This window comes from Bacillus sp. 22-7 (genome assembly GCF_010628845.1).
GTDB classification, from domain to species: Bacteria; Bacillota; Bacilli; order Bacillales; family Cytobacillaceae; genus Cytobacillus; species Cytobacillus firmus_B.
On the sequence record NZ_NJQY01000051.1, the window covers coordinates 1 to 18,319 of the forward strand.

The 18,319-nt window shown below is 41.9% G+C and carries 15 protein-coding genes, 1 tRNA gene and 1 rRNA gene; 12 read left to right on the forward strand and 5 right to left on the reverse strand.

What is annotated here, in order from left to right:
- Nucleotides 1–341: 341 nt before the first annotated feature.
- Both CE058_RS24175 and CE058_RS24180 read left to right on the forward strand, forming a co-directional pair.
- Nucleotides 342–1,691 (forward strand): glucose-6-phosphate isomerase, encoded by a 1,350-nt coding sequence (locus CE058_RS24175; protein WP_163145290.1) that lies wholly within the window; start codon nt 342–344, stop codon nt 1,689–1,691.
- Nucleotides 1,692–1,824: 133 nt separating this feature from the next.
- Nucleotides 1,825–2,232, forward strand: coding sequence for a YugN-like family protein (locus CE058_RS24180; protein WP_048011883.1), 408 nt, complete (start codon nt 1,825–1,827; stop codon nt 2,230–2,232).
- On the opposite strand, the gene CE058_RS24185 is transcribed toward CE058_RS24180, so the two are convergent.
- The 3 genes from CE058_RS24185 to CE058_RS24190 all read right to left on the reverse strand — a co-directional run bounded on the left by CE058_RS24185 (nt 2,229) and on the right by CE058_RS24190 (nt 5,059).
- Nucleotides 2,229–3,221 carry a potassium channel family protein gene (locus CE058_RS24185; RefSeq protein ID WP_048011882.1) on the reverse strand — a complete coding sequence of 331 codons (993 nt, stop codon included), beginning with the start codon at nt 3,219–3,221 and terminating at the stop codon, nt 2,229–2,231. The genes CE058_RS24180 and CE058_RS24185 overlap by 4 nt on opposite strands.
- An 82-nt stretch (nt 3,222–3,303) precedes the next feature.
- Nucleotides 3,304–3,453: a hypothetical protein gene (locus tag CE058_RS24905; RefSeq protein ID WP_175609186.1), complete on the reverse strand. Its 150-nt coding sequence runs from the start codon at nt 3,451–3,453 to the stop codon at nt 3,304–3,306.
- Nucleotides 3,454–3,700: 247 nt separating this feature from the next.
- The gene (locus tag CE058_RS24190; RefSeq protein WP_163145291.1) at nt 3,701–5,059 is read right to left on the reverse strand and encodes a M20/M25/M40 family metallo-hydrolase; all 1,359 of its coding nucleotides are present in this window, start codon (nt 5,057–5,059) and stop codon (nt 3,701–3,703) included.
- A gap of 328 nt (nt 5,060–5,387) precedes the next feature.
- On the opposite strand from CE058_RS24190, the gene CE058_RS24195 reads away from it, so the two are divergent.
- The 8 genes from CE058_RS24195 to cydS all read left to right on the forward strand — a co-directional run bounded on the left by CE058_RS24195 (nt 5,388) and on the right by cydS (nt 15,231).
- Entirely contained in the window at nt 5,388–7,205 is a 1,818-nt protein-coding gene (locus tag CE058_RS24195; protein ID WP_163145292.1) for a Xaa-Pro dipeptidyl-peptidase, read from the forward strand.
- Between the two features lie 144 nt (nt 7,206–7,349).
- Nucleotides 7,350–9,725 carry a M14 family zinc carboxypeptidase gene (locus tag CE058_RS24200; protein ID WP_163145293.1) on the forward strand — a complete coding sequence of 792 codons (2,376 nt, stop codon included), beginning with the start codon at nt 7,350–7,352 and terminating at the stop codon, nt 9,723–9,725.
- A gap of 276 nt (nt 9,726–10,001) precedes the next feature.
- Entirely contained in the window at nt 10,002–10,616 is a 615-nt protein-coding gene (locus CE058_RS24205) for a protein kinase family protein (protein WP_163145294.1), read from the forward strand.
- A gap of 70 nt (nt 10,617–10,686) precedes the next feature.
- Nucleotides 10,687–11,331 (forward strand): SDR family oxidoreductase, encoded by a 645-nt coding sequence (locus CE058_RS24210; RefSeq protein WP_163145295.1) that lies wholly within the window; start codon nt 10,687–10,689, stop codon nt 11,329–11,331.
- 96 nt (nt 11,332–11,427) lie between these two features.
- Nucleotides 11,428–12,438: a DUF3231 family protein gene (locus CE058_RS24215; protein ID WP_163145296.1), complete on the forward strand. Its 1,011-nt coding sequence runs from the start codon at nt 11,428–11,430 to the stop codon at nt 12,436–12,438.
- Between the two features lie 310 nt (nt 12,439–12,748).
- The gene (locus CE058_RS24220) at nt 12,749–14,095 is read left to right on the forward strand and encodes a cytochrome ubiquinol oxidase subunit I (RefSeq protein WP_163145297.1); all 1,347 of its coding nucleotides are present in this window, start codon (nt 12,749–12,751) and stop codon (nt 14,093–14,095) included.
- Nucleotides 14,092–15,117: a cytochrome d ubiquinol oxidase subunit II gene (locus CE058_RS24225; protein ID WP_048011875.1), complete on the forward strand. Its 1,026-nt coding sequence runs from the start codon at nt 14,092–14,094 to the stop codon at nt 15,115–15,117. The genes CE058_RS24220 and CE058_RS24225 overlap by 4 nt, the downstream gene beginning before the upstream one ends.
- Before the next feature lie 12 nt (nt 15,118–15,129).
- Nucleotides 15,130–15,231: a cytochrome bd oxidase small subunit CydS family protein gene (gene cydS, locus CE058_RS25380; protein ID WP_373682887.1), complete on the forward strand. Its 102-nt coding sequence runs from the start codon at nt 15,130–15,132 to the stop codon at nt 15,229–15,231.
- A 62-nt stretch (nt 15,232–15,293) separates the two neighbouring features.
- Here the strand turns inward: cydS and CE058_RS24230 are convergent.
- Both CE058_RS24230 and CE058_RS24235 read right to left on the reverse strand, forming a co-directional pair.
- A tRNA-Ala gene (locus CE058_RS24230) sits at nt 15,294–15,366 on the reverse strand.
- Nucleotides 15,367–15,432: 66 nt separating this feature from the next.
- Nucleotides 15,433–16,131, reverse strand: a complete 699-nt coding sequence (locus CE058_RS24235; RefSeq protein ID WP_048011874.1) for an MgtC/SapB family protein — start codon at nt 16,129–16,131, stop codon at nt 15,433–15,435.
- 131 nt (nt 16,132–16,262) lie between these two features.
- On the opposite strand from CE058_RS24235, the gene CE058_RS24240 reads away from it, so the two are divergent.
- Both CE058_RS24240 and CE058_RS24250 read left to right on the forward strand, forming a co-directional pair.
- On the forward strand, nt 16,263–17,177 hold the full coding sequence (locus CE058_RS24240; RefSeq protein ID WP_048011873.1) for a DMT family transporter: 915 nt from the start codon (nt 16,263–16,265) through the stop codon (nt 17,175–17,177).
- Between the two features lie 992 nt (nt 17,178–18,169).
- Nucleotides 18,170–18,319: ribosomal RNA gene (locus tag CE058_RS24250) — 16S ribosomal RNA — on the forward strand; the annotation flags it as partial.

Genomic DNA, 18,319 nt, shown 5'->3' on the forward strand with positions numbered 1-18,319 from the left:
GAGGGGGTCAAACTGCCCGTAAAGGCCCGATTGGTGAGATACAGTGAAACTTGCCGACGCGCAGGCAGAGGCTTAGTTGAACCAATCGGGTTCGTAGTGTCGATTGATCGAAGCGCTAGCGGAGATCTTAGCGACACTAGAACGCGACTAACAATCAGTGGGGGATAAGGAAAACCCCCACTGATTGAAGTTTCACTTTATGTGTAAAAAATATGTCAAAATTGGACACGCTTACAATATGGGATGATTCTTGATTAACTTTGGTGCTTTCGTTAAAGTGGAATAGAGATGACAGCAAATAATAACAGCTGTTTAAAATTGAGAAAAATTGGAGGACATTCATGACACACGTTCGTTTTGATTACTCAAAAGCACTTCCTTTTTTTGGCGAACATGAAATTACATATTTGCAGGATGCAGTGAAGGTTGCTCACCACTCCCTTCATGAACAAACTGGAGCTGGCAGCGACTATTTAGGCTGGATCGATCTGCCTTCAAACTACGATAAAGAAGAGTTCTCCCGCATTCAAAAAGCGGCTGAGAAAATTAAGAATGATTCCGATGTTCTTATTGTCATTGGAATTGGAGGATCCTATCTTGGAGCGCGTGCGGCTATAGAAATGCTTCAGCACAGCTTTTATAATGCACTTCCAAAAGAAAAGCGCGGTACTCCGCAGGTACTGTTTGCCGGCAACAATATCAGTTCATCTTACATGAAGGATTTAATGGATCTGCTTGAAGGAAAAGATTGGTCCATTAATGTGATCTCCAAATCAGGCACAACAACTGAGCCGGCATTGGCTTTCCGTATTTTCCGCAAAATGCTCGAGGAAAAATATGGTGTGGAAGAAGCGCGTAAACGAATTTATGCTACGACCGACAAAGCGAGAGGTGCTTTAAAAACTCTTGCGACAGAAGAAGGCTACGAGTCATTTATTATTCCTGATGATGTAGGCGGCCGCTATTCTGTTCTTACAGCAGTAGGTCTTTTGCCGATAGCTGTCAGCGGTGCAAACATTGAAGATATGATGAGCGGTGCTGCACAGGCGCGCGAAGACTTCAGTAAATCAGAGCTTCAGGAGAACGCAGCCTATCAGTATGCTGCTGTCCGCAATGTTCTTTATAACAAAGGCAAAACGATTGAAATGCTGATCAACTATGAACCAGGTCTTCAATATTTTGCAGAGTGGTGGAAGCAGCTGTTCGGTGAAAGTGAAGGAAAAGACCAGAAAGGAATTTTTCCTTCATCAGCAAACTTCTCCACTGATCTTCATTCATTAGGCCAGTATGTGCAGGAAGGCCGCCGCGACCTTTTTGAAACGGTTATCAAAGTGGAAGAATCACGCCATGAACTTACCATTGAAGAGGCCGAAAATGATCTTGATGGTTTGAACTATCTTGCGGGTGAGACTGTCGATTTTGTGAATAATAAAGCTTTTGAAGGAACCATGCTTGCACACACAGACGGCGGAGTGCCAAACCTGATCGTTTCCATTCCAAAAATGGATGCCTATACATTTGGCTACCTGGTTTACTTCTTTGAAAAAGCCTGTGCTATGAGCGGCTATCTTCTGGGAGTGAATCCTTTCGACCAGCCTGGTGTTGAAGCATACAAAGTGAACATGTTCGCCCTTTTGGGAAAACCAGGATTTGAAGAGAAAAAAGCTGAACTTGAAAAGAGATTGAAGTAATAGTGAGAAGCGTCTGCCTGCAGGCAGGCGTTTTTTATTGGAAAACAAAGTTCCATCTAATTCCTGACATCGCATTCATGATATCCCCCGCTTTGGAGAAACTAAGCAAAAAGCGAAAAAGGGGATGGATTCAGTGATTGAGATACCTTCAAAAGTGGAAGGAAAGCATTTTGATTTATATAAGCTGGAACAGGCATTGAAGCCGATTGGCTATTCAATTGGCGGGAACTGGGATTATGATCACGGTTCTTTTGACTATAAAATTGATGATGAGGTGGGGTACCAGTTTTTAAGAGTCCCATTTAAGGCAATTGATGGGCAGCTTGATGATCCAAGCTGTACGGTGGAGGTAGGCAGGCCGTTTCTGCTTTCCCATAAGTACCAGCGTGGCCTGGATGACCACGCCTATACCGGAAATTTCAGCGCCTCATTTGATCAATTCTCGGAGCCTGTGGATAAGGATGCCAGTTTCCCGGAAGAATTTATTGACCTCGGCAAAGCGCTTGTCGAAGAGCTTGAGTCCATTTTAATAAGAGATTAACCAAGAATAACAATCAGCTGGTCCTGCTGAAGAATTTTAAAAGGCTGGGGGGGATTAACAAGGGTTTCCTCCCCTCTTTTAACACCCAAAAGGAGTATTCCTTCTTTCATAAGCTCGGCACTAAGTTCAGCAAAGGTTTTATTTTCTACTCCTTCTGATGCAGGCTGAAACGTTAATTTCCGTTTATCAAGCTGTCCGAGCAAATCAAGGAAAGAAGTAACGAGCTCCTGGGATGAAACGCTGTTGATCATAACGAAGCTTGTGAGCACATTCGTCTGGACAATTTCATCAGCACCCGCCCTTTTGGCATTAGCAGCCTGTTCAGATGTTAATATTTCCACGATGCATTGAACATCCCGATTTAATCCTTTGATTGCCAATAAGGTTAAGATTGAATTCATATCAGCGTGCAATTCATCTTTATTCTGATCTGCAGTAATAATGACTTTTTGGGCATCAAATATATTTGCCTTCATAAGGACATCATCTCTGTTAGCGCGTCCCTGAATAAAATGTACATTATTATGGGGAACAGGATTTGATTTTAATGTTTCATCGATTAAAGCAATGGAATGGTTCATCCCATCGCCCCCGAGTGTATTAACGATCTCCCGTGCCCGTTCATTCCACCCGATCACAATAATATGATTTTTGCCCCGATATTCAACTTTTCCTTCCAGAAAGTCATTCTGCCGGGTCACTGCGGCTGTTGCAAGTGAAATAAAATATGTAGACAGAAAGCCCGCTCCTGTTAAAATAAGCGCAATTCCTATAATGCGCCCTTCAGTGCTTTTCGGATATAAATCTCCAAATCCGACAGTGGAAGCTGTAACCACAGCCCACCAGATACCATCAAAAAAGGTCGGAAAGGAGGAGGGCTCGATAATATGTATTAATCCGCCAAAAAGAAAAATCACCAACAGGGCAATCAAGAGAATTCTGATTACTAAAGGCAGACGAATGAAACTGTGATAAATGTGCTGAGGCATAAAACATCACTCCTATTAAAAAACCATGGGTGTTGAAAATCCAGGAAATTAGAATATAAAAAAAGCCATGCCAGGTATATACTTAATTAAGTATATCGTCTATTGCACGGCTCAGCAGTTGAATATCCTTTGATATTTCATTTTTCACGTCGTCAATCTCGCACCTTTCATATTCATCCATGAGAAGGGAGAGTTCTCTCTTTAGTATGACAGCCTCGTGTTCAAAATCCATGATGACTCCCTCCTTTAGGGATATAAAGGACTAACAGGCAGTTAGTTAATTTATTTGTAATGTTACAATTATGTTACCCGGATTCTTTACAATTTAAACGGTAAAAACGTCAATTATTAAACAAGAAATTTAGAACGGATATAGTTTACCCTCTTATTTTGCATGTAAACACATTGGCTTTAATGAATAGCTAGCAAGTAAAAAACAAAAAATCCTCGTGGTATACCCGAGGATTCTAGAGACAGTTCTATTTTCGAATCAAGCTGTAAACCGAGGCCCCTATCAGATCTCCGGCTTCTTTCATCCGCTCGGCACTAATGTGCTCGATGGAATCCAGCGGTGTATGATAATACGGCTCAAGATTGGCTGTGACAGGCTCTCGTCTGATAAAGTTAACAGCCGGGATGCCTGCATCATGAAAAGAAACATGGTCGGATGCGCCCCGCTGATAAAGTACTAATTCAGATGGTGTGCCAATGCGCTCTGCAGTAGCAAGAGCAGTTTCTGTTGCAATATTTTCCTTGCCATCAAGGGTATTCATGTAAATCGCGGTTGCATTTTCCCATGCTGTACCTACCATATCCATATTGAAGTTTGCGATGCTCCGCTCTACCTCATTGCCGGTCAGCTGGCTGACATAATGCTTAGAACCAAGAAGCCCAATTTCTTCTGCGCCTACAAATGCGAAACGCAATTCTTTGTCAGCAGGATAACTTTTCAGAACTCTCGCCAGCTCTAGGGCAACAGCAGTACCTGATGCGTTATCGCTTGCCCCTGGAGCAAATGGGACACTATCAAAATGCGCAGAAATGTGGACAATATCAGTTTCCCCGCCTTTATTAGGCTTAGGGTTCTTGATGGCAGTAATGTTTTGCGATTTTATGTTTTGAAATCTCTTTACAGTCAGCGTTACCGTTTTGTTTTGTGCCGCAATATCCTGAAGGAGTGCTTCTCCGCTTGCTTTCGTTATGCTTCCCACAGGAATAGTATAGGGACCTCCGATTGAGGGATTCATAGGGGCTGGCTGATCCACATTATTGTAAATGAGGACGCCTGCAGCACCGGCATTTACTGCATTTGAAACTTTTTCAGAGAAAGGGATATCTCCGCGTGAAATGAGTGCTATTTTTCCTGATGCTTCCTCTGAGAAATCAGCTGCCCTGCCTAATCCGGCATCATATAATTCAGATGTAATTCCTTCTTCAGGAGTCGATCCTGACCCGAAAGGAATGGTTACAAGAACCTCCTTCAGATCACTGGTATGCAAACCTCCGGCCATTTTATCAGGAATGCTGAACTCTTGTGTTTCGACTGTGTAGCCATATGACTCAAGGCGTTTGCGAATGAAATTTGCTGCTTCCTTTTCCGCTTCCGTTCCTGCAACCCGCGGCCCGATGGTTTCTGATAAATACCTGACATCCTCCATCATGCGAGCTGCATCTACCCTTGCGATTACCTTCTCATCAAACGATTTTGAGCCTGGATTTTCTGCCTGGCTTTGTGCTGCCTCAGCACTCTGCACAAATTGAACAGGCACCCCATACAAGCTTGAAGCTGTCAGAACCGCTGCAAGCATGACAGAAGATGCTTTCTTTCCAACTTTCATCTTTTATTCCCCCTCTGCTAGTAGTCCAGCTATATGTATTCGCTTACATATCTCTGCTTCCTTTTATCAAAGGGTAAAACGAATCGATTATCCCAGCAGATTTATTAATAATGGGAGAAAAGGAAGATATTAACTTTTTAAATTCAGGGAAATGGCAGCTGTAAAGTACTATATCTAAGATTCATACTTTTTTAGTCATGACTTTTGGAGGGATCCGGTGGCTTGTTATCACTTTTTTTTGGAAAATACAGGTCTTTCGACTATCGAAATTTAAGTGATTTTAATCTATTCTGAAAATTATAAAGTTTTATATAAGGGAGGATTTTTTATGAAAAAAGCTGCTTTAAAAGTGTTCATTACGTCAGCTATCGCTTTCCCGCTGATTGCCGGCGGGGCTTTGCCTTCAATTGGTAAAGACAGCCACAGCAGCATTGCCTCAGCTGAAACACAGATTAAAGTCGAAAATGGCATGACTCAGCCCGTTTTTTCCCTGGACGATGCCATTGTCGAAAGGGTTTTTGTTGAAACAGCAACAGACAGTGATCGGGATGGAAAGCTGGATCGGGTAGGTGCAGATATTATTAGGCCAAAAGAAACAGAGGAAGGGTTAAAGGTTCCCGTTATTTATGAAATGAGCCCTTACCGTTCCGGAATTAAAGGTGTCCCGGTTTATGATGTGGATACTGAACTTAACACTGTGCCTGGAAAAGGGAAAGAAAAGGGGGAAAAGGGAAAACCGCAGGCAAATCTCCCGGGGTATTATGATGATTATTTTGTGCCCAGAGGCTATGCGGTTGTTCTGGCGGAAAGTATAGGAACAGGCCTTTCTGACGGCTGCCCTACGACCGGGGATGAACATGAAATCCTTGGAACACGGGCTGTAATTGATTGGCTGAATGGAAGAACAAAAGCTTTCAATGCAGAGGGACAGGAAATAAAAGCTGATTGGTCAACAGGAAGCGTTGGGATGACAGGAGTTTCCTATAACGGAACACTGCCAAATGCTGTGGCTGCCACTGGAGTGGAAGGCCTTAAAACAATTGTGCCCATTGCTGCAATCAGCAGCTGGTATGACTATTATCGTTCAAACGGTGCTGTGATTGCGCCAGGCGGGTATCAGGGTGAAGATGCGGATAATATGGCGGAAGCGATTTTAACCAGGAAAAGCCCTGAAAAATGCAGCAATGTCATAAAAGAATTAACGGAAGGCCAGGACAGGGTAACAGGTGATTATAATGAATTCTGGAGTAAAAGAGATTATACAAAGGATGCAGATCAAGTAAAAGCAAGTGTCTTTATTGTCCATGGATTAAATGACTGGAATGTTAAAACAAAGCATTTTTCAGATTGGTGGCAGGCACTTGGCGAGAATGATGTTCCAAGGAAAATGTGGCTTCATCAGGGCGGCCATTCCAGCCCCTACAGCTTTAGACGTGATGTATGGCTTCCGACTTTAAATAAATGGTTTGATTACTGGCTGTATGACATTAAAAATGATGTCATGGATGTACCGATGGTTGACATTCAAAGAGAGGATAAGACATGGCATACAGAGGGAAGCTGGCCGGCTAAAGGAATCTCAGGCGCAAAATTGCATTTTAAACCGGCTTCCGATGGAGGCGGCAGCTTAGAATCGCAGCCTGTACCAAATAAGAACAAGAAAAACCAGCATTTTGTGGACGATGCAGCAATTAAGGCTGAAGAGCTGGCTTTGAATCCGGATTCTGCATTGGCTAATAGGCTTGTCTATTTGACTCCGCCTTTAGAAAACGATATTCGCATGAGCGGAACGCCAGAGGTTCAAATTCGTGCAAGCATAGACCGTAAAACAGCCAACCTAACAGCTCTCCTTGTTAAATATGGGGAAGGAAAGCCGGAAATTGTTACAAGAGGGTGGATGGATCCTCAAAACCTTCACAGCGAAGATAGATCCACCGGGCTTGCACCGAACCGTGAATATACATTTACATGGGATATGCAGCCGGATGATTATGTGTTTAAAAAAGGTGATCGTCTGGGAGTAGTTGTTTTATCAAGCGATTATAACTATACAATCAGGCCAAAGGCAGGCGCGAAAATAACCATCGATCCGGAAAGAAGCCATATAATGCTTCCTGTGCAGGGTGGAGTTAAAGCATTTAAGTAGAAAATAGAGGGATCATTTCTTGGTCCCTCTTTTCTATTTTAATAGACTATTTTAGGAAAATAGTAGCATTGCCACAATTGAACTAAATGAATTAAAATAAGTTTCATATTATAAATATACAAAGAATGCATCTGGAGGTACATAATGAATAAAAAGAAAGTTTTTTCAGGAGTTCTGGCAGCAAGTATTTTGGCATCTGTTCCATTAAGTTCCGCTCATGCAGTTAGTCCGAAGTGGGTCAATGTTAATGTGTCAGAGGAAAAGGACGGAAGTTTATTCAATAGCGAAAACTACGACTTTATGAAATTCTCAGTAATTGGGACAAAACTTGCAGAAGTTGAAAAACAGTCTAATAGAGTGAAGGTGGAGGTAAAAGGAACTTCCGCTGATGGAAATCCACTCTATGTTGTCACCATTGCAGATCCTGGTGCACACGGCAAGTTCGGCAAATTTCAGGCTTTAAGAAAGCAAATGTTCAAAAATCCTGAAAAAGCCCAGGATTGGATTGCAAAAAATCAGGACTTTAAAGTTCCAATCATGATCAATGGATCGATCCATGGCACAGAGTTTGTGGGAAGCGATGCAGTCATGCAGCTGATTGAACGTTTTGCCACACAGAATGACGAGGAGACAAAGGAGATCCTGAACAATAATATCCTAATTTTTAACGTGGTGCAGAACCCGGATGGCCGTGTGGATGCGACCCGTTTTAATGGTGAAGGAATTGATTTGAACCGTGATTTTATCACGCAGTCACAGCCTGAAACTCAAGAAACCGTGTCTCTTATTAAAGAGTGGAATCCGATGGTGTTCCTGGATACCCATGGGTATGTGAAAAATTATGCACCAAACAAACAGGGTTTGATTGAACCTTGTACACCTCCGCATAATCCTAACTATGAATATGATTTATATCAAAAATGGGCTAACCATCAGGCAGAAGCAATGGAAGCTGAAATTATGGGGGACAAGGCTCTTTACACAGGCGCTCTTTATCAGGAAATGGAAGGCACCTATATTCCTCAGCGGGATGATTCAGCAGGCTGGGATGATTACCCGCCGATTTTCACACCGATGTACGCCATGTACCATGGTGCTTACGGCCATACGCTTGAAGCTCCGACAAATGATGAAGATGGCGTACGCTGGATGTACAATGCCATTATGGGAGCATTAAAATATGCAACAGAAAATAAGGACGAAATGATTACCGATCAAATTGAAATGTTCAAGCGCGGTATTAACTTTGATCACCCATTCCATGAAGAGGGATATTTCCCAAAAGCGTATGTCCTGCCTGTGAATGAGAATGATCCAACAGTAACAAATAAGGCTGTGAATCATTTAATTAAGAATGATATCGAGGTTGAACAGGCTTCACAAGCCTTTACATCTGATGGAAGGACCTATCCGAAAGGCACTTATATTGTACCGATGGATCAGGCAAAGGCTGGACTGGCAAACACCATGCTTTGGGATGGAGAGGACATAACTGATGATACACCTGCCATGTATGATATTTCTGCCTGGAGTCTTCCGGAGCTATGGGGCTTTGAAGCGATCGCAGTACAAAGTGATGTAAAGGCAGCGGCTTCGAAAGTAAATAATGTAATAGAACAGGGCTCAATCAGCGGAAAAGGGCCTTATATAATTCCAAACAGCTCAGTGAAAGCAGTTCAGCTCGTGAACACGCTTCTTAAGCAAGGGGTAATGGTTAAACGCGACAGTGAAGGTAACTTCTACGCTGAGGAAACAGCAAATGCCATTTCAGCAGCTGTTAAGGATTCTGGCCTTAAGATTACTTCCGGGAAGGTTCCTGCTGAAGCTAAGGCAATTAACGAAATAAGCGTAGCCATCTTAAAAGATGGGGGCATGAACAAGGCACAATCTCATTCAGGAACAAAACTGGCACTTGAAAGATTAGGCTTTAGTGTCACGGAATTAACTCCATCAGAAGTAGCGAATAACGGTCTTGCCTCACAAGATGTATTTGTTTACAGCGGAACGGAAAATTTAATTTCTTTAAATTTAAGCAATGCCAATAAAGAATTTGGCCTTAAAAATCAGGAAGAGCTGGCTGCATTTAAAGCATATGTAGAAAGGTTCGTTTCTGAAGGCGGAAAATATATTGCTGTAGGCGCCGGTGCTTCCCGTGCCACAAAGACTCTTGGCCTGACTGACGATGTTATTAATACTGGGGGATCCAACAGCAATGGAATCATTAAGGTAGATTATAAAGGCATTGGCGCATCAGCAGGCTACACTGGGGATGACCTTGGATTTGTTTACCGTCCAGTCTGGTATACCGGCACAGAAAATGATGAAGTGCTGGCAGCCATTGCTGATGAAGAAAATTTCTTTGTTGCCGGACACTGGAAAAATCACAGTGCAGCACAGGGCCAGGCTATCATGGTAAAAGAGCAGGATAAGGATGTTACACTAATCGGCCTTGAAGCGGGCTTCCGGGATCACACGGATTATCTCTTCCGATTGCTTTCAAACTCTATTTTTGAGGAGTAATTCGTTTTTCCGCGGCCGAATCATTTGACTAATATATGCATAAAACATATAATTAAGCTAACAAAATACTTCGGATTCTTCCTAAAGGGGAGTAGCTTTCAAGTAGAGTCGTCAATACGGGATTTTAAATCTCCGGCTTTACTGGCAACAGATGTTGTTTGCGAGACCTTTACCATTTATTTGGTAAGGTCTCATTTGTTTTTAAGGCGCTGAGACCAATAAATGGCTCAGTGCCTTTTATTTTTTTAGGAGAGTCTGGAACAGGGAGGTTTAATAATGAAACTGTATCATCAGCTTGCAGACAGTGTGAAATTTTCCAGAAGCCTTAATTGGACCAGACTTCTTGAAAAGGACGACAGACTGGAATTTATAGGGGCAGGGAGAAGTGCCTTTGCTTTTAGGATTAAAGAAACCAATCTTGTATTAAAAGTCTTTTTTCCGGAATTTAAAAGAATTGCCAGGGAGGAAGCGGAGATTTACAGGGCATTGCCTGACCATCCATACTACCCTTCTTTATATGGCTCTGGAGATAACTATATTGTCATTGATTATGTACAGGGGCTGACTCTGTTTGATTGTCTTGCGCAGGGGGTACCGATAAACGAGGAGACAATAGGACAAATTGATGAAGCCTTAAAACTGGCGAGGGAAAGCGGGCTAAATCCCTCGGATATTCACCTGCGCAATATTATTCTTACAAAGGATGGGCGTATTAAAATCATTGATGTTGCCCGATTTAAGCAAACAAAGAATTGTACACAGTGGGATGACTTGAAGCATGCATTCTATAAATTTTACAGAAGAAGATATTTTCCAAAGAAGATCCCTGTATTAATTATGAATACAATTGCGGCTCTTTATAAAAAGCGAATTGTTCGTTTGGGTTCATAAACAGTTCATTTGATAACGCATTTTTCTTTTGAAATAATAAAGTCCATAAAACAGAAAGGGGCATGTATCCATGAAGGTTCTTATCGTCGGAGCAAACGGGCAAATTGGGAAGCAGCTGGTCAAGCTGATAAATGAAGAGGATAAACATACAGCAAGAGCTATGGTCAGAAAAGAAGAGCAGGTCAGCCAGTTTGAAGAAATGGGAGTGGAAACGGCATTAGCAAGCCTTGAAGGATCAGTTGATGAACTGGCTGAAGCAGCCAAAGGCTGTGATGCAATCGTATTTACTGCAGGTTCGGGTGGAAATACCGGCTATGACAAAACTCTGCTTATTGACCTGGACGGAGCGGCAAAAACAATTGACGCTGCGGAGAAGGCTGGAGTGAACCGGTTTATTATGGTGAGTGCTATCCAGGCAAATAATCGTGATAAGTGGAGTGAAACGATCAAGCCATATTACGCGGCGAAGCATTATGCCGACAGAATTCTGGAAAACAGCAGCTTGAACTATACAATCGTACGTCCGGGCGGCCTGACAAATGAACCTGGAACAGGCAAAATTAAAGCAGCGGAAAACCTGGAGCGGGGCTTCATTCCCCGTGAGGATGTAGCGAAAACCCTTTATGCTGTGCTGGATAAGGAAAATACCTATAAGCGGGCATTCGACCTGGTATCAGGCGATGAAGATCCAGAAATGGCAGTGCAAAAAATATAACTCTTTCCCGGTGTGTATGCACCGGGATTTTTATTGGCTAAAAGAATAAACTTGGCGAGTTTGAACAGATTAATAAGAAAAACAGGAGCCGGCTCAATGGATAAAAAAAAGACAAAGCTAACAACCGCAGAGATATCGGCATTATGGGCTACATATACACAGAACTCAGCCATGATTTGTTTTTATAGCCATTTCATGCAGTATGTGGAGGATAAGCATATTAAGGCAAATCTAAAAGAAGCGATGAGCCTCGCTGTTTCCTTTAATAAAAATATAAAAAAAATATTTGCAGAAGAAGAATTCCCTATACCCAAGGGATTTGGAGACGAAGATGTAAATTTGAATGCTCCTCCTCTTTATACGGAATTATTTGCTCTAAGTTTTATTTACCGGGGCGGACAGATGATTATTGACTTTTATTCCAATGCTCTTACAAAAGTTGCAAGGGCAGATATTGTGGAATTCTATGATGGCTGCTTGCGCAAGACCATTGAGCTGTATAAGAAGTCTTTATCGATAATGCTGGAAAAAGGCATCTATGATCGTCCTCCCAAAATCGAGTATCCGGGTTCAGTGGAATTTAAAAAGAATGAACCTTCTCTTTTGAGCAGCTGGTTTGGAAATGGACGCCCGTTAAATTCAATGGAGATGAGTGAATTATTTTTTTCAATCGAACGGAACAGTATTGGTCTTGTGCTTCTTATTGGTCTGATTCAAGTCTCCAGAGACAGGGAAGTTAAAGAATATTTGTTAAAGGGAAAAAGGCTGACAGAAAGGCAAATAGAAACTTTTAATAAATTTCTGAAAGAAGACAATTCATTTGGAATTTATCCAGTTTCACTGGAGGTAACTGCATCAAGAGTTCCCCCTTTTTCCGAGAAGCTGATGCTGTTTATCATTTCTGCTTCCAATCAGGTTGCAATTCCGGCGCTTGCAACTGCTCTGTCTGTATCTATTCGGAAGGATTTGGGCGTTAAGTATACATTATTCATTGGCGAGATTATGAAGTATGGAAATGAAGGACTCAAACTGATGATTGCAAGAGGCTGGATGGAGAATCCGCCGAAATCTGAAGATAGGAAGTCATTCTACAAGTTAGATAGATAAATAATCTGTTGAAACGCGGCATTGGCAAATTCCAATGTCCTATTCGTTTTAATCTATGCTCAAAAGGGAATAGGGAGCTGTAAAAGGAATTACATAGTTTCATATTTTCCTCATATAAATGTTGTTTAAGTGTCACAGCTTTTAGGCTGGAACTGTGGGATAATGTGATGTAGTGAGCATTCAAGAGGAGTGAGTGAATGTATAAAAAACAGGAACGTATTTTGATGTGGCTTGCTTTTACAGTGGCTATCATTATGGGACTTTCTTTTATTGGACGTATTTTTGCAGGATAGGAAAAGGAGAATGTTAAATGGGGAATGAAGAATCAGTTTTTTTTAGCCGTGTTTTAACAGAGCTGACATTATCCTTCCATATCATATACGCAACCATAGGTGTCGGCATCCCGCTCATGATTATGATAGCGCAGTGGGTGGGAATCAAAAAGCAGGATGAACATTATATTCTGCTCGCCAGAAGATGGACACGCGGTTTTGTCATTACCGTGGCTGTCGGAGTTGTTACCGGCACTGCCATCGGACTGCAGCTTTCATTGCTGTGGCCTAACTTTATGGAACTTGCAGGCAATGTCATTGCGCTGCCTCTGTTTATGGAGACTTTCGCTTTTTTCTTTGAAGCGATTTTTCTTGGGATCTATCTCTATACTTGGGATCGGTTTGAGAATCAGAAGAAGCATTTGCTTTTATTAATCCCAGTGGCAATTGGGGCATCATTCTCAGCAATTTTCATTACAATTGTAAATGCATTTATGAACGCGCCGCAGGGATTTGATATTGTGAATGGGCAGCTTGTAAATGTTAATCCGGTACTTGCGATGTTCACTCCTGCCATGCCGACAAAGGTGGCGCATGTCCTATCCACTGCCTATATGACATCAGCGTTTGTTCTGGCATCAATAGGTGCTTATCGACTTTTGAAAGGTTCGAATCATATTTACCATAAGAAGGCATTAATGCTTACAATGAAAATCGGATTGATTTTCTCAATCGCTACAGCGGTAATTGGTGACTTCTCGGGAAAATATCTTGCAGAATACCAGCCTGAAAAACTGGCTGCTGCTGAATGGCATTTTGAAACAGAAGAAGGGGCGCCGTTAATGCTTTATGGTGTTCTTGATGAGGGTGAAGTGAAGTATGCAATTAAGATTCCATATGCACTCAGCATTCTTGCACACAGTAATCCGAATGCAGAGGTGATCGGACTCGATCAATTTCCTGAAGATGAAATTCCGCCGCTTTATATTCATTATTTATTTGACCTTATGGTGACCATCGGCATGTGGATGACGGCACTATCACTCATCTATGTGATGGGCACCTGGTTTAAAATGCGCTTTGTTTCGGCGAAATGGTTCCGCTGGCTGATTGTTCTGGGCGGGCCGTTATCAATCATTGCGATTGAAGCGGGATGGTGGTTTGCGGAAGTGGGCCGGCAGCCGTGGATTCTCCGGGGCATTATGCGTACTGAAGATGCTGCGACTTCAAGCGGCCAGGTAGACCTTATGCTTCTGCTGTTTGCAGGATTATATCTCGTGCTGGCAATCGGAAGCTTCATTGTCCTCACCAGAATGTTCCGCAAAAATCAGGTCGAGCAGGAATTGGCCGACCGTGAGCTGGAGAAAGAAGGTGAGCTTCGATGACGCTTGAGATCCTCGGAATTTCCGTCTTATGGCTGTTTCTATTCGGCTATGTCATCGTTGCATCTATTGATTTTGGAGCGGGATTTTTCAACGCATACAGTCTATTCCGTGGAAAACAGCATATTTTAACGCGAATTATACAGCGCTATCTATCACCGGTTTGGGAAGTTACAAATGTATTCCTGGTGTTCTTCTTCGTTGGCATTGTCGGATTCTTCCCAAAAACTGCCTACTATTATGGAACGATCCTGCTAGTGCCGGCAAGCATTGCCGTAGTCCTGCTTGCCATTCGCGGTTCTTATTATGCTTTTACCACCTACGGCGGACTTAGACAGAAAAGGTGGACCTATCTGTATGGTCTATCAGGTCTTTTCATTCCTGCATCCCTGTCCATAGTCCTGACCATATCAGAAGGCGGATTCGTTAGTGAGAGTGCAGCCGGACTGGAGCTTGACTATTGGACATTGTTCACCAGCCCGCTGACATGGAGCATTGTAGTGCTGAGTATAACAGCAGTACTATATATATCAGCAGTGTTCCTTACCTGGTATGCCAATAAAGCAAACGATGAACCGGCCACAGACCTGCTTAGAAAATACGCTCTTATTTGGGCGGTACCTGCTATCGTTACAGCGACAGGCATCATTGTTGAACTGAGGGATCACAACCCTGAGCATTTCAGCAGATTAATGGACCTGTGGTGGCTGTTCGGCATCTCATTCCTGCTGTTTGCGGGAACGGTCTATCTAATATGGAAGAGAAGGTACTACGGCCTTGCATTCGGGCTGCTGACAGGACAATTTTTTGTGGCTTTCTTTGCCTATGGGATCTCACATTATCCGTATCTGCTCTATCCGTACCTGACCATATATGATGGTTTCACAAACGAAGCTATGGCCATCGCCCTGGTAATTGCCTTCCTAGCAGGATTGGGTTTGCTGCTGCCGTCCCTTTATCTGCTGCTAAGGCTGTTTCTTTTCAATAAAGACTATGTTCAGGGGAAGCGTGACGACCATGCATAGGAGGGGAGAAACATGGCGGAGTTTGTAATGTTTTATGCACCGTTTATCGTGATCTTTGGTTCCATCGCAGCGGCTTTTTGGCTGGCGGGGAAGGATGAAAGAGTAGAGGAATAACTAGTTAATTGATATAAAAAAAGCTGCAGGGCCAATTTTGGCCTTGCGGCTTTTCTTAGTTATGGAGAATAGGGGGCTCGAACCCCTGACCTCAACGCTGCCAGCGTTGCGCTCTCCCAGCTGAGCTAATCCCCCGGGTGGTGGTACAAGAAAAATTATAACCACATCGGGGCTATCTTGCAAGAGGAATTATTAAAAAATTTACTGCATACTATCGATTTCCATGCATTGTACTCCAGGGATACTTGAAACACTGTAATAAACATCCGTAGTTCTTCTTTTGTAGTCTACGGCAACGATCAGCTGCACAAGATGCAGATTCTCATCCTCTAAATCTTTAATGCGAATATGTTTTATAGATATATCAAGGTCTTTTACCGCTGGGATGATGTCTGCGATATTTTCTTTATCCCTTACTTTCAGCTGCAGGTTGATCTCTTTTTCCCTTAAACGTTTAGGACCAATTAAGCCCATTATAAATGGAATTACCTCTACTGAAATAATCAGCAGTGCTACTCCAGCCATTGCTTCAATATAAAAGCCTGCTCCTACAGCAATTCCAATCCCTGCTGCCCCCCAGATTAAAGCAGCAGTTGTAAGACCCGAAATGCTGTCATTTCCGCGCCTTAAAATAACGCCTGCACCCAAAAAGCCAATTCCAGAAACAATTTGGGCAGCTAAACGCAGAGGGTCCATCGTAATGTTGATGTCATCATTACCCGGAAACATATATGCTGATTCAATGGACACAATGGTCAAGAGGCAGCTTACTATGGAAATTACTAAGCTGGTCTTTAGGCCGACGGGCTTTCTTTTTAATTCTCTCTCCAGTCCGATAACAAGACCCAGTACTGCTGAAATCCCCAGCTTCATTAATATTTCTATCTCTAAACTGCTCATAATATCTCCCGCTTTTTAAAGTATTATATATCCAAAATAGGATTTAATAAAACCGTAGTAAAAGTTTGGCTGTACGTTGTAAAATGAAATATACCCTAATTATTAGGAAACCGAAACAAGGAGTATAAAAAATGTCTAATACTAAAATAAACCCTTATATTGTCCTTGCGATTGGCGTCGTTTCTGTCTCTACTTCGGCAATATTGGTGAAGGTATCCAGCGCTCCATCGGGAGTCATTGCTTTTTACAGATTATTTTTTTCTGTTCTTTTCATGTTGCCTGTATTTCTTATAAAGTATGTTCCCGAACTTCGTCTTATTACAAGGCGGGATTGGATCTTTTCTATCATTGCCGGTGTGTTTCTTGCCTTCCATTTTATTCTTTGGTTTGAGTCGCTGAACTACACCTCTGTAGCCAGTTCTACAGTTCTTGTGACTCTTCAGCCCCTTTTTGCGTTTGCAGGTACATATTTCTTCTTTAAAGAAAAGTTTACCTGGAAAGCAATATTAAGCGGGCTTCTCGCAATTGCAGGCAGTGTCATTATCAGCTGGGGAGATTTTCAAATCAGCGGGACTGCTTTGTTCGGTGATATACTGGCAATCATTGCATGTGCTCTCGTAACGGCTTACTTAATGTTTGGCCAGACAGTCAGAAAAAGACTTTCACTCGTCACTTATACTTTTGTTGTTTACAGTATTAGCGCTATTACATTGTTCTTTTATGTGTTAATCGCCGGAGAACCTTTACTCCCGTATGGAACCAGTGATTGGGTATATTTTATCCTGCTCGCACTTGTTCCCACCCTGCTGGGACATACATTATTTAATTGGTCAATAAAGTGGCTCAGCACTTCCACCATTTCTATGGCCATCTTATTCGAGCCGGTTGGTGCTGCTGTTTTAGCTTATTATTTGCTTCATGAGTCTATTATATGGACACAAGTTCTTGGGGGAACAATCGTAATTGGAGGAATAACTCTCTTCTTATTAGATGAGAGAAGGATTCGAATGAAAGAATTGAAGAAAAAAACAACGGTTTCCGGATAAATGGGAGCTGTCTACAGGTATATTAGTAAAAAAATCTCCCTAAACGGGGAGATTTTTTTTATCTGAATACATAGGTCAAAGCTGAAAAAATAAAAGCAGCTGTAACTGAAAAGATGAAGGTGCCTCCGTAGACCTCTTCATCTGAGTCTGCAATTTTAATTCCCTCTGCATAAGCATAAGCAAACAAAAATACGGCCATGATTACTGATAGGTATAGTGCAGCGGTTTCCAGAATGATTCACACCTTCCGTTAAAAGTAGAGTTAATAGATATTATGAAAATTAACTCAAACTATTACTATTTCTTCTATATACTGGTTATATTTTAATTTTGAGTTTGTACTTCAATAAGCAGCTATTAAAATTTCTTATAAATATATTATTCTTTATAGTTGCTTTTAAAACTGTGGAAAAGTGAACAAGGTTATCCACAGACTGTGTGTAACTCTGTTGACAACTGACATAATAAGTATTTTACAGTGGATAAGTATGTGGGCATGTCTGATAAAGCTTTCGAATAATATTTTATTGGTATAACTTATTATTGAAAGTTTAAGTTAAATACGCATTAATTTGATTTGTAGAACATGCACCTATAATGAGATCTGGGTGCAGATTATTTAGATTTTCTGCCGCTTTATTAAAGGTATTCTCTAATAGGATGGTTCCGTATCAATCATCTAATAGAGAAGAGATTAATAACAAGATGCATCGAAAATATAAAAATAAACATTTTTGAAAAATTATATTGCAAACATTTAATGAATCATGGTATATTAATTCTTGTCCTCAACAAGGCAAGTTTGAAAGAGAAAAAAGTTGTTAAAAAGATGTTGACTTGTTTGCGGGTAACGTGTTATATTAATAAAGTCGCTTCTGGGCGACAAGGGAAAATATAACAAGAGAAATTGATCTTTGAAAACTGAACGAACAAAACGTCAACGTTTAAATCATTAGTCTTTTTTGAAAAGACAAACGAGCTTAATCAACTCTTATATGGAGAGTTTGATCCTGGCTCAGGACGAACGCTGGCGGCGTGCCTAATACATGCAAGTCGAGCGGACGGATGGGAGCTTGCTCCCTGAAGTCAGCGGCGGACGGGTGAGTAACACGTGGGCAACCTGCCTGTAAGACTGGGATAAC

What these genes read in the sequence shown, in the direction of transcription:
- CE058_RS24175 (WP_163145290.1), top strand. Translation starts at nt 342, where the DNA reads ATGACACACGTTCGTTTTGATTACTCAAAAGCACTTCCTTTTTTTGGC.
- CE058_RS24185 (WP_048011882.1), bottom strand. Translation starts at nt 3,221, where the DNA reads ATGCCTCAGCACATTTATCACAGTTTCATTCGTCTGCCTTTAGTAATC.
- CE058_RS24905 (WP_175609186.1), bottom strand. Translation starts at nt 3,453, where the DNA reads ATGGATTTTGAACACGAGGCTGTCATACTAAAGAGAGAACTCTCCCTT.
- CE058_RS24190 (WP_163145291.1), bottom strand. Translation starts at nt 5,059, where the DNA reads ATGAAAGTTGGAAAGAAAGCATCTTCTGTCATGCTTGCAGCGGTTCTG.
- CE058_RS24195 (WP_163145292.1), top strand. Translation starts at nt 5,388, where the DNA reads ATGAAAAAAGCTGCTTTAAAAGTGTTCATTACGTCAGCTATCGCTTTC.
- CE058_RS24200 (WP_163145293.1), top strand. Translation starts at nt 7,350, where the DNA reads ATGAATAAAAAGAAAGTTTTTTCAGGAGTTCTGGCAGCAAGTATTTTG.
- CE058_RS24205 (WP_163145294.1), top strand. Translation starts at nt 10,002, where the DNA reads ATGAAACTGTATCATCAGCTTGCAGACAGTGTGAAATTTTCCAGAAGC.
- CE058_RS24210 (WP_163145295.1), top strand. Translation starts at nt 10,687, where the DNA reads ATGAAGGTTCTTATCGTCGGAGCAAACGGGCAAATTGGGAAGCAGCTG.
- CE058_RS24215 (WP_163145296.1), top strand. Translation starts at nt 11,428, where the DNA reads ATGGATAAAAAAAAGACAAAGCTAACAACCGCAGAGATATCGGCATTA.
- CE058_RS24220 (WP_163145297.1), top strand. Translation starts at nt 12,749, where the DNA reads ATGGGGAATGAAGAATCAGTTTTTTTTAGCCGTGTTTTAACAGAGCTG.
- CE058_RS24225 (WP_048011875.1), top strand. Translation starts at nt 14,092, where the DNA reads ATGACGCTTGAGATCCTCGGAATTTCCGTCTTATGGCTGTTTCTATTC.
- cydS (WP_373682887.1), top strand. Translation starts at nt 15,130, where the DNA reads ATGGCGGAGTTTGTAATGTTTTATGCACCGTTTATCGTGATCTTTGGT.
- CE058_RS24235 (WP_048011874.1), bottom strand. Translation starts at nt 16,131, where the DNA reads ATGAGCAGTTTAGAGATAGAAATATTAATGAAGCTGGGGATTTCAGCA.
- CE058_RS24240 (WP_048011873.1), top strand. Translation starts at nt 16,263, where the DNA reads ATGTCTAATACTAAAATAAACCCTTATATTGTCCTTGCGATTGGCGTC.